The following is a 14,149-nucleotide window of genomic DNA, read 5'->3' as shown; positions in this document are numbered from 1 at the left end:
GTCAGGGACCTTATTGATGCATATTATTTTATTGCGCGGCCTGGCGCGCGAAGCAGCTCACTGGTTGCATTTTCCGCAACAGTTACAACACACACTCGGCCCCCGCTGGAATATTCACTGCATTGATTTCCCCGGTTGTGGAATTCATTATCAGGAAAGTCCGCTCGACTCCATCCAGCAGATGACCGAATACGCGCAGGCACAACTTGCCGCCCTCCAGATCAGCGAACCAATTTATGTGGTTGGTATTTCCATGGGAGGCATGATCGCATTGAATTGGGCACAACAATTTCCCGCGCAAGTTGCCGGTGTGGTATTGATTAATTCCAGTGCTGGCGATCAGCCAGTGTATTGGCGATTAAAGCCGCGCGCCTGGCCAGCCATTATCGCGGCGCTATTATTACCTGCTCGCTGGCGTGAACACCTGGTGTTACGTCACGTCAGCAATAATCGCCCAAAATTCAAGACACATTTGCAGCAGTGGCTGGCGATTCAAACTCAACATCCGGTTTCACGCACAACCATCATTAGCATGCTGGGTGCTGCTGCGCGCTTTCGCCCGCAGCACAATTGCGCAGTGCGCGGGTTAATTATCGCCAGCGCGGGCGATCGCTTTGTCAATTGCAACGCAAGCAAAGATCTCGCTCGGCGATTTAATTGGCCACTAGAGTTGCACCCGGATGCAGGTCACGACTTGCCATTGGACGCCCCCGATTGGCTCTGCCAAGTATTAGGCGCCTGGCTCAATTAATTTTCTGTCGTTCATCAACAGCGTTTTATGTAGCGGAAAATTCAGCGCACAACCCTCCACAAATTTAGCGACGTCGCATTCGCGATAAAGATCTCCTTTGCCCTGCCCCGGTTGATTGGGCGCCAGCGGCGGAAACGCCCCGTAGCCTGCCAGCAAACAATGCCAGGATGCGGCATTGAAGGCAGGTTTTATTTTTCGTTGCACAAGTTCCTCCGCTAAATCACCGCAGCGAAACCACACATCCAATAGTTGCAGAAGGGATTCAGGCATGTGCTTATTGTCGCGGTTCGCGCGCCAATAACCTGCATCGTCGCCCGCGCCATTGACCAAGCCACGCGTGTTGAGTTTGTAATGCGCGAGAATATAGTCGCGCACACCCTCAAAATGATTATTCACTGTGCGATTAAATTGTTCGCGCCCAGCGCAGGTAAATTGATGCTGATTCAAGGCATCAATCAGGGCTTCAATTGTTAATTGCACCAAATGCAATGCTGTGGCTTCCAGTGGTTCTATAAACCCTTGCGACAATCCCAAGCCAACGCAATTGAAGACCCAGTGTTGCTCCAATTGCCCAACGCGCATTTGCAGATGACGGCACTCCTGCGCCGAATCAATGACTCCCAGGTGCGCGCGAAATTCGGCTTCCGCTTGATCTTTGTTGATAAATTGACTGCTATAAACATAGCCATTTCCGGTGCGATGGATTAGCGGAATATGCCAACACCAGCCGGCGGTTAATGCGGTAGAGCGAGTTTCCACGGGATAATCTTGCGCGGCGGCACTGGGCATTACCACGGCGCTATCGTTAAACAATTGCTGTGCGTAAGAGCGAAAGGGCACAGCCAAACCCCGTTGCATTAATAGCGAAGAAAAACCGGTGCAATCGATAAAAAAATCACCGCGAATCAAATCGCCGGCGCGGGTTTGCAGCGCGCTAATATCACCTGCGTCATTGCGCAGCACCTGCGCGAAGGTTGCCTGGCGATGAACCACTCCGCGCGCAGCAGCAACCCGTGCCAAATAGCGCCCGAGCAATTGCGAATCAAAGTGATAGCCGTACTCCATCTGAAACGGAAAATTTTTCGGTGCCACAGGCGCTTTGCCTTGCCGCGCCAATTCGCCGTTAATAAAGAACCGCTCAGGCTCGGTAACCACATCCAAACCCAGGCGGCGCGTGCGACAATTAGTAAAAAATGCGCGCTCGTTAAATACATCCGGCTGGGAATAAAACGGATGGGAATAATTACTGACTCCCGAGGCGGGACTCCAATCGACAAAGCGAATATTGGCTTTGTAAGTTGCCTGACATTGCGGCATCCATTCGCACTCGGGAATATCGAGCGTTTTAAAAAAACGTTTGAGCGAGGGTGTAGAACCTTCGCCCACACCAATGATAGGAATTTCCGGTGCTTCGATTAAGGTTATCTGGACTTGCTCACGCGGCCATTGTTTTGCAAATAAATTCGCTGCCATCCAGCCCGCAGTACCACCGCCGAGGATTAGGATGCGCCATGGTTTATCCACCCTGGGTCACCTCGCGCGTGACACCCGCATACTGAAATAGAAAATCGTCATGACTTGGCAATTGCGCAAGCGGCTTGCGCTTGGCAGCTGCAATTTGTTCAAGCATCGCGCTCAATTCAGCGGCGGGCGGCAAATCAGCACTGGCGTGATAGTCGCGCGGCATAATTCCCTGCCCCATCATCACTTGCAGCCAGGATGAATCGAGAAAAATATCGCCCGCATCATTGACCACTGCGCCTGTTTCACGAAACAGTTCCATTTTGTGTGCGAGCCGTTCCGGAATCGGCATGTTGCGTAAATACCGCCAGAAGTCGTGATCGTCACGCTCGTTTAAGTGGTAATGCAAAATAATAAAATCGCGCACGGTTTCGTATTCGCGTTTGGAGTCCTGATTGTATTCATTGACCTGCGCAACGCTGAATCCTGCATTGGGAAAATTCTTGGCGAGGCGCACTATGGCCGATTGAATTAAATGAATACTGGTGGATTCAAGTGGCTCCAAAAATCCGCTCGACAGGCCAACGGCAATAACATTTTTATTCCACTGCTGCAGTGTTCGTCCGGTGTTAAATTGAATAGGTTTGGGATCGGCAAGCGCAACCGAATCCAGATTGCTCATTAACATATGCGCCGCTTCGTCGTCACTTAAATACTGCGAGCTGTAAACCAATCCATTCCCATTGCGGTGCGTGAGCGGAATTCGCCACTGCCACCCCACCTTGTGGGCGATGGCACGTGTATAGGGCAAGGTTTTTTCAAAGCGCTGCGAGGGCACTGCCAGCGCGCGATCACAGGGTAGCCAATGCCCCCATTCCTCGTAACCGGTGTGCAGCGCACCCTGAATTAATAACCCACGCATACCACTACAGTCGATAAATAAATCACCTCCAATGAGCTGACCATTTTCCATTTGCACAGATTCGACAAAACCGGAATCCGGATGAACGTTTACCGAACTGATTTTTCCCTCGGTACGCACCACACCTGCCTGCTCACTCAACTTGCGCAGATAGCGGCCGTAGAGGGCAGAATCAAAATGATAGGCATAAGGAAGTTGGTAGAGTGGGTCTTTGCTATTAAATTTTCCAAACACACCCGCATTACAACACAAGTAATTTAAATCGTATTCCCATAGCCCAGCGGAGCTCAACCCCTGTTGACGCGCGCGCAACCAGTAGTGCTGAAATGAACTGTAGCCGAGAGTAGCTCCCGGCGCACCGAAGGTGTGAAAGTAACTGTCACCGCACTGTTTCCAATGATCAAACCGTATGGCCATTTTGATGGTGGCCCGGGTTTCACGCAAAAATTCTGCTTCATTTAAACCCAGTACCGCGTTGAATGTTTGTATCGGCGGAATCGTTGCCTCACCCACACCGATAATGCCAATTTCCTCTGATTCAACTAACTCAATCTCTACCCGTTGCTGTAACATTTTTTTTAGCAGCGCAGCGCTCATCCACCCCGCCGTACCGCCGCCAACAATAACTATTTTTTTGATGGGTTTATTCATTCGTTCGCTATTCCTTACACTGCTTGCGAGGGCGTTGCTGTCAGTCAATATTCAACCGGATAAGATTAAAGATAGCCGCTTTTATCGCAGCACATCAAAATAGTCTCACCCATTAACAAAAAAAGCCTCCCGGATTGTTCCGGAAGGCTTTTTCAATCATTGCGCGTTAGAAAGAGTAGTTTGCGTTCAACATATAGGTTGGGCCAAATCCACGGCGCGCAGTGACTATGCCCTGATCGCCTACATCTTCTTCGTCTTCATCGGTCAGGTTGGTACCTTGCAATGACAGACGCAAACCATGCAGAGATTCCCAATCGGACTCAGAGAAGTCGTAACTAATCTGGGCGTCAATCAACTGCACGCCATTGCGCTTGGCATTTTCAATTTTGTTACTGCCGCCGCGTTGATAGGTTGCGAAGTCACTCCGATCGGTACCCGCTACACGCACCTCAAAACCGCCGGTAGTGTAATAGACGGTAAGAGACTTCACTTCATCTGACTGACCGGGAATAGCTGAACCATCATCCAGTTTCGCGTCAATAAATGAGCTGGACGCCGCAAAACCAAAACCTTCCAGCGCGTCGCTTAACAGGCTCAAGGGGACATTGGCGGTCAGCTCCCAACCATCCACTTTGCCTTTCAGGCCATCCTCAAAGGATGAGGAATAACCCATGAACTGCGCCGGAGCAACCACAGTGCCCGCCGTTAAGAACACATCATTGGGGCCATAGGTACCATCGGTCTGTACCGTTTTGTTGTGGAACGCGGGTATGTAGTAGTTGGCTCCACCGTTGGTTGCGTCGTTAGTAAAATCGATAACCGTCTGACCTTCGCGCGTCCAATTGACCAGATCTTTGTAAAAGTAAGTCACAGAAATATAACCATCGTCCGCAAAATATTTTTCGTAGGCCAGATCGAAATTATTAGACTCTAACGGCCGCAGGCTGGGCGCCCCCTGGAACTTGGACCAGGGCGTAGCGGCGGCGTAGTCCGTTGAGAGCAAAATATCGATGTTCTGATCGTACTTCACGTATCCGGATGCTTTCATTTGGTCGATGCGCGCGCGGCTAATGGTTTTGGATGCACCCAAGCGCACAAACTGGGACTCAGCCACTTCCGCGCTCAGGTTCAAGCTGGGCAGCACCTTGGTGTAGCTCGCGCCACCTTTGGCGGTGCGCGTTGGGTCAACACTAAAGGTTTCATCCACCAGGCCAGTGTAACCGGTAGAGGCCTGATCGGTATCCACCACCTGCACCCCGGCATTACCCACCAGATTGATCCCGCTGACTTCGGTATTGATATCTGCTTGCACGTAGTAGGTAGTTACTTCTTCAGTGACTACGTAGGAGTCGCCCAAGCGATCCGGCTCGAGATCCGCCGCCGAGGTTTGGTAGTAATAACCGTCTTTGTAGGGGGCATAGCCATCATAGGCAACTACCTTTCCCAAACCCGCCCAGGTTAAGTCCGCGAGGCCGAAACGATATTTTTCAGGAATGACTTCATCCACTTTGCCGGTACCATTGCCGTAGGGATAAGTTGGTGATGTGGCGAAGAAGCCATCGTTAATTTTGGATTTTTCACGATCGCTAAAGTAGGCCCCCAAGGTCACACCGGTGAAGAAGCCTGTGTCCAACTCAGCCGCAATTTCGACCTTCACGGTGGTCAGGTCTTCACTGAAACGCCCGGCGTTAAGGAAGCCATCCTGTGCGTTTTCGTAAGTGTATACCCCCCCGCCTGCGGCCTTTTGCACGTTGGAGGCAAACACGTCAGCTTCAGCAGCCAGTGAGCCGCCCCAACCTTGTGGGCCGGTCAGCTTGATACTATTAAAGTCACTGAAATCCATGCCGGAAATGCCGGTGAAGTAGACACCGCCCTGACTCATCACAAAGTTACGTGACCCCAACTGCGCATTGGTCAAAGACCCAGAACGCCCCAAGCCGGCGTAACTCTCACCGCGGGTATCGGTTTTGCTGGATTCGCTATCCGCGGCATCCAAATGGAAGGACCAGATTTCGTTGAATTTGTATTTGAGATTTATGCCGACCGTTTTCAAATCGCCAAGAATTTCCTTGGGGTCAGTGCGCAATACCGGGTTGGCATTAGCCTGAACCCCGGTAGCATCAAACTCCCCTGAACCCGCCGTAATACTGCCGACCGAGAAGGGTTCGATAAACCCGCGAATCACCCCGTAATCGCTGTAGTCGATATCAAGCGCATCAACCACTATGTCCAGATCTTCGTTGGGACGGTACTGGAAGATCGCTGAAATAGTGTCGCGCTCGAGCACTGAGGAGATCGCCATAATATCGAGGCCGGAGGGCACATAGCGGTCACTGGCCGCATTTTTGTCATAACCCCAGACGCCGTACTTGCGTTGATTAGTGGGCGATTCAGTAGAGGCGTAGGCCATCGCCAAACCTATAGTGTCATCGGCAAACTTTTGCGAAAAACCTATCGCGTAACGATTGCCGTTGTCATCAAATTCAGGGTTATCCGACCCCTGGGAATTCAATTCGTAAGACCCGTTCAGGGTAACCGTGGGGGCAGAGTCCAGTGGGCGCGCCGTGCGCAAGTCAACGGTTCCGCCAATCCCGGTGGTAGTCAATTTGGCTTCGGATGACTTGTAGATAACGGCACCCGACATAATTTCGGAGGGATAGAGATCGTATTCGGCGCCGCGGTTATCGCCAATACCGAGCAGTTCGCGCCCATTCAGGGTGGTACCGACAAAATCCTCTTTGAAGCCGCGCACGGAAATACCGCTCACGCGCCCGCCTTTGCGCTCTCCCGCCAAACCTGGCAAACGCGCCAGAGATTCGGCAATCGATGAATCCGGCAACTTACCAATATCCTCTGCGGCCAGCGCCTCTGAAATAGAGGCGTTTTCCATTTTCATAGACTGCGCACGCATCAAGCTCGCCCGGATACCGGTCACCATCACTTCTTCAACGTCTGAGGCAGCCTCATTGGTGGAATTTTGTGCATAGACCAGGCCGGCACTGCCCGAGGCAGTTGCTACGGCCAGGGACAAAATAGCAGGCTTAAAAATAGCGTTGTGTTTCATGTCTCTCTCCCGTTGTGCTTTTTAGGCTGTAAGAAAATCTTTGCAACCGGTTGTAATTTAGATCAGGCAGCGACGAAAGCCAAAAAAAGTTCCATTTTTTTTCTGATCGCTACAAAAGGTTACATTTTGATCAATTAATGGAACCTTCAGACTGCTACCGACAGAAACAACCGGTTGCAATACGCGCCACTAAATAACATTGGTTACATTAAGTGTCATATGAGAATAAATCGCATTGCACCCTGAAATGGGAGTTGCACACAGAAAACGACAAGATAGGCATGAAAAACGGCGCTGGAAAACAGCGCCATTTATCGGGGATTCAGGGAGAAATCAGGAGAAGGAAAAGAGGGAAATCTAGCCCTGACTGCTGTTGCGAATAAGGATGTCGGTGGGCAGCAGACCGGGCTCCACCCGCTCGCCGTCAATCATGGCGAGCAGCTTCTCCACCATTAACCGCCCGCCCAGCTCTCGATCCTGGCGAATGGTGGTGATGGATGGCGTGTAATAGCGAGCGAGAGAAATATCGTCATAACCAACCACAGCTACCTCAGTCGGCACCCTCAGCCCGTGCTCGGTCAGCGAGTTGATGGCTGCCATGGCGATGGCATCGCTGAGGCAAAACAAGCCATCAAACGTTTGTCCGCTGGCGATCAAACGCAACGCCGCTTCACGGTGACTGTCACGGCCCGATTCCAACGCGATCTCCAGCGCAGGATTCGGGCTTAAACCGCTATTGATCAGCGTCTGCCGATATCCTGCATGGCGCAAATGGCCTTCGGGGGTCGACCAATCGCCAATAATGGCAATTTGCCGGCGCCCCAAGTCAAGCAGATGCCGAGTGGCCAGCTCGCCGCCCAAGCGGTTATCGCCGCCCACACTGCAGTAGCGCTGATCCGGCAGCCTGGCCCCCCAAACCACGACGGGTGTATTGCCGTCGGCGATACGGTTTAAGTCCTCGTGGCAGTCCGCCTGACCAGCCACAATCAAGCCATCGCAGTTGATCCGCCGCAGGCCATCGTGACCGCTGGCTACGGCGTGCAAGCTTAAGCCTGACAGAAGCATTTCGTGCCCTTGCTCAATCAGGCTGAACGAGATGGAACCCAATAGCTCCAAAAAAAATGGATCGGTAATTTGCCAGCGGGCTTCATCCGCCGAGGGTATAACCACACCAATAGTAAGAGATTCTTTTAACCGAAAATTACGCGCCTGGGTATTCAGGCGGTAGTTATGCTCTTTCGCCAGCGCCTGAATTTTCTCGCGCGTCTCCAAATTGACCAGTTCGCTGTTTTGCAATGCACGCGAAACCGTCGACTTGGACACGCCCGCCATTTTCGCCAAATCCACCATTTTTAAGGCGGTTTTTTTTATCGTTGTCGATTCTGTCGTCATCGCCAGCCACTCATTAAGTCGTTCAGCGGAACCAGGCCACTGCACCAGACTGGCATCATAGTTCGTTTTTCACACGCCCACCATACAACCGGTTGTAAATCTGGCAAATATACCCCAGCAACCACTTGCCCTAACTTAATAACACTGGTTTAATTAGTAGCAAAAAAGTACATTAATACCTTCCGTCAACTGCGAGGCAGTGCAAGGGGCGCTGATGAAACACCTGTATCCCACGCTTGTTTTAGGGCTAGTGCTCGCCTTGTTGATGACGCCAAGTAAGGCCGATTCATCCCAAGGGTATCAATTACGGTCGCCCGATAGCACACTGGAGGTGGAGCTGGAAGTCCGCCCGGAGGGGGTGTTCTATAGCCTGAGTTACCTGCATAGATCGGTAGTAAAGCCCTCACGTCTCGGGCTCAAGATAAAAGGCCAGGCCCCTCTGGCCAGCGCACTCAAGGTCGATAAACACCGCGAGCGAGAGGTGGACCAGCAATGGCAGCAGCCCTGGGGAGAGCAACAGAGTATCAAGGAGCACTATCGCGAACTTCGCCTGGAACTGATCGAAACCACTGCAAATCCCCGGCGTTTAACTCTGGTAATACGCGCGTTTAACGACGGTATCGGCCTGCGTTACGAGCTACCTGATCAGCCGCATCTGAAGAATTTCGTGATCGAGGACGAGCTGACTGAATTCGTCTTGGCCGAAAATAGCCACACCTGGTGGCTCCCCGCTTATCGCAACTGGGGCCCGGAATATCAATACCTCAAATCAGCACTTAGCTCGGTCGATGTGGCCTTCACCCCGATTACGTTGGAGGCGCGCCATTACGCGCTGGCGATTCACGAAGCAGCGCTGGTCGACTACGCCAGCATGACACTGCGCTTGCAGGGCGATAACACCAAAACCCTGAAGGTGGACCTGGTGCCCTGGCCGAACGGCGACAAGGTGCGCACATCTACCCCCATGAAGTCCCCCTGGCGCAGCATTCAAATCGCGCCCAAAGCCATAGATCTGCTCAACTCTCACCTGACCCTGAACCTGAATGAAGCACCCACGCCCGAGGCGCTCGCTAGTGCCGAACGCTACCTGAAACCCGGGAAGTACATGGGAATCTGGTGGGAAATGCATATCGGTGAAAAGGATTGGAGCCCCGGCCCCAAACAGGGCGCCACCACAGCGCGCGCTAAACAATATATCGACTTCGCTGCGCAACACGATATCAGTGGCCTGCTAATCGAAGGTTGGAACAAAGGATGGGAGGGTGAATGGTGGCAGCGCCCGCCGACGTTTATCTTTAATCAACCCGTGGCAGGTCTGGATTTGGACGAAGTGGTAGGCTACGGCAGAGAAAAAGGCGTGGCTGTTATCGGTCACCACGAAACTGCAGCGGGGGTTACCTACTACGAACAGCAAATGGAATCGGCGTTTGGATACTACCAAAAGCTCGGCATTCACAGCGTGAAAATGGGCTACGTGGGTAAGCGCATCGACGGTGAACAGTGGCACCACGGGCAATTCATGGTGAACCATTTTCAGCGGCTAGTAGATACCGCCGCGCGCCATCAGGTGATGGTTAACGCCCATGAAACCGTCACCGATACCGGACTGCGCCGTACCTACCCGAATTTAATGACCCGGGAGTGCGTACGCGGCATGGAGTACAACGGCGGCAGCCCTGACAGCGGCAATTTGCCCGATCACACCACCATTATTCCTTTTACTCGCGGCCTCTCCGGCCCCACAGATTTCACCCCCGGCATTTTCAATTTCGACTACCAAAAACATCGCCCCAATAACCGGGTTCCCTCGACGCTCGCCAACCAGCTGGCGCTCTATGTGGTGATCTACAGCCCATTGCAAATGGTGGCGGATCTGCCAGAAAACTATGCCGGACATCCCGCCTTTCAATTTATCGACGATGTACCCACCGATTGGCGCGAGAGCCGGGCGCTGGAGGGAGAGATTGGGGAATATCTGGTGGTCGCACGACAAGACAAACACAGTGCCGACTGGTATCTGGGCGCTATCACTAATCAAAAAGCGCGAAGCATCCGCGTGAAACTCGATTTTCTCGCACCCAATACTGAGTACGAGGCGCAGATCTATCGCGATGGCAAAGATGCAGATTGGGAAACCAATCCTGAGTCCTACGACATTACCCGGCAGCGTGTGAACGCAGATACTGAGCTCAGGTTGGATTTAAAACCGGGTGGTGGTGCCGCCATACGATTTAAAAAACGCTAGAAAATTCACGAGCTGGGTTGGGTTCCTTAGACGTAATTTTTCGGGTTAGATCAACTTTGCCGACAAAGCCTTCTAACCCGCCTAAACCACTAGCAAAATGTGCGTAAAAAGCTCGAGTAACCGTTTTCAAATTTACAAATATTGACCCCTCTTAACCGAGCTGACTACTAGACTTGAGTGCAAGCCCGCCTAAAAAGAAACGGGTAGAAATTCCGTGTTTGCCTGTGCACCTGACAGCAACTGAGCAACACACAACAATAATTTCAGAGGCTTTACATGAACAACGCGCCCCAGTTAATTCCCTCGGTTGTGGAAGACCTAACCGCTTCGCTCGATATAGATTCAGCCCGCCGCACCGCCATTAAACAGGTAGCTGCGATTTGCGGCCTCGCGTTATCCGCCAGTTCGCTCTCGGCACTTGCCGCTGTGGTTACACCGCCCACGGATATGAATCGCAGTAAGAAAACGCTGCTCGATAAAGATCAATTGGCGCTGGTGCGCGAACTGGGTGAAATGATTATTCCTACTACCGATACCCCCGGCGCCATTGCCGCGGGTGTGCATGACTTTATTAATCATTTTACCGTTTACTGCGCAACGAAAGATGAGCAACAAAACCTGCTGGATTTTTTAGCGCGCCTGAACAACAAAACTCCCTTCCTGCAACTTGGCAAGCAACAGCAAATTGATTTGCTGAACAATATGGAGCAAGCCAAACACGGATTCACGCAAACGGACCGCAACAACTTCAAACAATTTAAAGCACTGGTGTTGTTTGGTTACTACACCTCCGAAATTGGCGCCTCGCAGGAACTGGCCTACCTCGCCATTCCCGGCGGCTACAAAGGCAACTTTAAATTTAAAGAGATAGGTAAAGCCTGGGCACTACCGCAGTAATTTTTCGCGTGCACCTTTCCTACTAATTTTTTATCTCTCTTTCCTGCGAAGTAATTTCCATGAGCGACAGCATTTATATCGTCAACAGCAAACAAATTTTTGATGCAATTGTGGTGGGTTCTGGCATAACCGGCGGTTGGGCCGCCAAAGAACTCACTGAAAAAGGTTTGAAAACGCTACTGGTAGAGCGCGGCCGCCCGGTCGAACACCGCAAAGATTATGTTGGTGAAGGTGTTAAACCCTGGCAAATGCCATTCCGTGGAAAAATTGAAAATTCAATTGTGGAAGAACAGCATTACATTCAGAAAAAGTGTTATGCATTCAACGATGCCACCAAACACTTTTTCGGCAATGATAAAGATTACCCCTACTCCACGCCAAAAGATAAACCCTTCGATTGGATACGCGGCAATCAACTAGGTGGCAAATCATTGCTCTGGCATCGCCAATCCTATCGCTGGAGCGAACACGACTTCACCGCCAATGCGCGCGACGGGCAAGGTACCGACTGGCCAATTCGTTACAACGATATTGAAAAATGGTACGACTACGTGGAAGTTCACGCGGGCATTAGCGGATCCGTTGAAAATCACCCGTCATTACCCGACAGTAAATTTCTGCCACCGTTTGAAATGAACGCGGTAGAAAAAGAAATGAAAAAGCGCATTGAATCCAAATGGAGCACGCGCAAAATGTTCATTGGCCGCACGGCCCATTTATCAGTGCCCGCACCGCACCATACCGCGCAAGGGCGCATTCAATGCCAAGCGCGCAATGAGTGTCAAAAAGGCTGTTCGTTCGGTGCGTATTTTTCTACCCAAAGCTCAACACTGCCGGCGGCACTTGCGACCAATAATTTGAATATCGCCACCAATAGCATTGTGCACAGCGTGATCTACGACCCTAAAACCAATCGCGCCACAGGGGTGCGTGTGATTGATGCAGAGACAATGGAAACGCGCGAATACTTTGCCAAAGTGATTTTCCTGTGCGCCTCCACACTCGGCACTACGCAAATTTTACTCAACTCCAAAAGTGATAGTTTCCCCACTGGCCTTGCCAATTCCTCCGGTGTACTGGGTCATTATTTAATGGATCACCTTTACACGGCCGGCGCAACTGGCCGCGTGGAAGGTTTTGAAGAGGAATATTATTCAGGTCGTCGTCCCACGGGCTTGGCGATTCCGCCATTCCGCAACGTGACCGAGAAAAATAATAAATTTTTACGCGGTTATATGCTCACTGGCGCCGCCATGCGCACCCCTTGGGATGCATTTGCCTGGCAGGATGGCTTCGGCGCAGACTTTAAAAAATCCATTCGCAGCGCTGGTGGTTGGACTTTCCACCTGGGTGGATCAGGTGAAATGTTGCCGCGTTATGAAAACCAGGTTTCCCTGCACCCGACACTAAAAGATAAATGGGGCATGCCGCAACTGCATATTGAATGCACCTATGGTGAAAACGATATTAAAATTTTCCACGATATCGCCGACACCTGCGCCGAAATTCTTGAAGGCATCGGCGTGAAAGACGTCCAAAAAGAAATTCGCGCATTAAAAAAAGGAGAATGGGCGCCGGGCTTGTCCATCCACGAAATGGGTACCGCACGTATGGGCAAAGATCCAAAAACGTCGGTATTAAATGGATGGAACCAGGCGCATGATGTGCCCAATTTGTTTGTCACAGATGGTGCCTGCATGGCTTCTTCCGCCTCGCAAAATCCGTCGCTCACCTATATGGCATTAACAGCGCGCGCCGCCAGTTATGCGGTAGAGCAATTGAAGCAGGGCACAATTTAACGCCGCCCGTTCCGATCAACACAACCACTAACAACAGTAAAATTTTCACAAAGGAACTTTCGTTATGAACCTCGCTAAAACCATAAAAGCAATCACCATGGCTGCCATTGCCAGCGTGAGCCTCTCTACCTTTGCTGCGGACATTGCCCAGACCTCACCCCAATTAAGCGTGCAGCTTTGGTCAATTAAAGATGATGTGGCAAAAGATTTTGAAGGCACATTGAAAAAGCTGAAGGCAATGGGCTTTCAAGGTGTAGAGTTTGCTGGCAATTTTGGCCCCTACGCTAACGACCCCAAAGGTTTAAAAGCATTTTTGGAAAAGACCGGATTAAAAGCGTCGGGCGCGCACGTACACTTCGACAAATTAACTCCCGAAACCTTCGATGCGACTGTTGCTTTCTACAAAGCGATCGATTGCAATTATTTAATTATTCCGATGGATAAACGTGCCTTCACACCGGAAGGCGCCAAAGAAGTTGCTGCAGATCTTGAAGCCCTGCAGAAAAAGTTAGCGCCGCACGGCATGCACACTGGCTACCACAACCACAAACCGGAAATGCTGGGCGATAAAGGCAAAACCCCATGGGATGTGATTGGTACCGGCACATCTCATGATGTAATCCTGCAGCAAGATGTGGGCTGGACAGAAGTTGCCGGTAAAGACCCGGTTGAATTTGTGAAAGCTTACCCTGGCCGCACTATTACCACTCACTACAAAGCTTCAGCACCTGAGCCAGGCAACAAAGAGCACCCAATCATTGGCCAGGACACCACAGACTGGAAAGCACTGATTCAAGCGAACAAAACCGTTGGCGGCACCTTGTGGCTGGTGGTTGAGCAAGAATCCTACCCTGAAGGCATGAGTCCGATGCAAAGCGTGGAAGCATCCTTGAAAGGTCTGCAAAAAATTATTGCCGACGGAAAATAATTATTTGGTCGAATAAAAAAACGCCGCAGACTGCGGCGT

At 51.3% G+C, this 14,149-nt stretch carries 9 protein-coding genes; 5 read left to right on the top strand and 4 right to left on the bottom strand.

Annotation, left to right across the window (positions count from 1 at the left end; translation table 11 throughout):
- Positions 1–16 precede the first annotated feature (16 nt).
- Positions 17–751, top strand: coding sequence for an alpha/beta fold hydrolase (locus tag D0C16_RS20090; protein ID WP_151033990.1), 735 nt, complete (start codon positions 17–19; stop codon positions 749–751).
- On the opposite strand, the gene D0C16_RS20085 is transcribed toward D0C16_RS20090, so the two are convergent.
- From D0C16_RS20085 to D0C16_RS20070, 4 genes are all read right to left on the bottom strand, one after another.
- Positions 731–2,275 (bottom strand): tryptophan halogenase family protein, encoded by a 1,545-nt coding sequence (locus tag D0C16_RS20085; RefSeq protein WP_151033989.1) that lies wholly within the window; start codon positions 2,273–2,275, stop codon positions 731–733. The two genes, D0C16_RS20090 and D0C16_RS20085, sit on opposite strands and share 21 nt — an antisense overlap.
- Complete coding sequence (locus D0C16_RS20080; protein ID WP_151033988.1) at positions 2,268–3,785, bottom strand: tryptophan halogenase family protein; 1,518 nt, start codon at positions 3,783–3,785, stop codon at positions 2,268–2,270. Before D0C16_RS20080 ends, D0C16_RS20085 begins: the two co-directional genes overlap by 8 nt.
- A 166-nt stretch (positions 3,786–3,951) precedes the next feature.
- Positions 3,952–6,849 (bottom strand): TonB-dependent receptor, encoded by a 2,898-nt coding sequence (locus D0C16_RS20075; protein WP_151033987.1) that lies wholly within the window; start codon positions 6,847–6,849, stop codon positions 3,952–3,954.
- Positions 6,850–7,206: 357 nt separating this feature from the next.
- A complete protein-coding gene (locus D0C16_RS20070; RefSeq protein ID WP_151033986.1) occupies positions 7,207–8,241 on the bottom strand; it encodes a LacI family DNA-binding transcriptional regulator in 1,035 nt (344 codons plus the stop codon).
- A gap of 214 nt (positions 8,242–8,455) precedes the next feature.
- On the opposite strand from D0C16_RS20070, the gene D0C16_RS20065 reads away from it, so the two are divergent.
- The 4 genes from D0C16_RS20065 (at position 8,456) to D0C16_RS20050 (ending at position 14,110) form a co-directional block, all read left to right on the top strand.
- Positions 8,456–10,486 carry a glycoside hydrolase family 97 protein gene (locus D0C16_RS20065; RefSeq protein ID WP_151033985.1) on the top strand — a complete coding sequence of 677 codons (2,031 nt, stop codon included), beginning with the start codon at positions 8,456–8,458 and terminating at the stop codon, positions 10,484–10,486.
- Positions 10,487–10,762: 276 nt separating this feature from the next.
- Entirely contained in the window at positions 10,763–11,383 is a 621-nt protein-coding gene (locus tag D0C16_RS20060) for a gluconate 2-dehydrogenase subunit 3 family protein (protein ID WP_151033984.1), read from the top strand.
- A 59-nt stretch (positions 11,384–11,442) separates the two neighbouring features.
- Positions 11,443–13,182, top strand: a complete 1,740-nt coding sequence (locus D0C16_RS20055; protein ID WP_151033983.1) for a GMC oxidoreductase — start codon at positions 11,443–11,445, stop codon at positions 13,180–13,182.
- A 64-nt stretch (positions 13,183–13,246) separates the two neighbouring features.
- Positions 13,247–14,110: a sugar phosphate isomerase/epimerase gene (locus D0C16_RS20050; RefSeq protein ID WP_151033982.1), complete on the top strand. Its 864-nt coding sequence runs from the start codon at positions 13,247–13,249 to the stop codon at positions 14,108–14,110.
- Positions 14,111–14,149: the final 39 nt, after the last annotated feature.

This window comes from Cellvibrio sp. KY-GH-1, assembly GCF_008806975.1.
GTDB lineage: Bacteria > Pseudomonadota > Gammaproteobacteria > Pseudomonadales > Cellvibrionaceae > Cellvibrio.
This window is presented reverse-complemented; position numbering and strand designations above follow the sequence as displayed.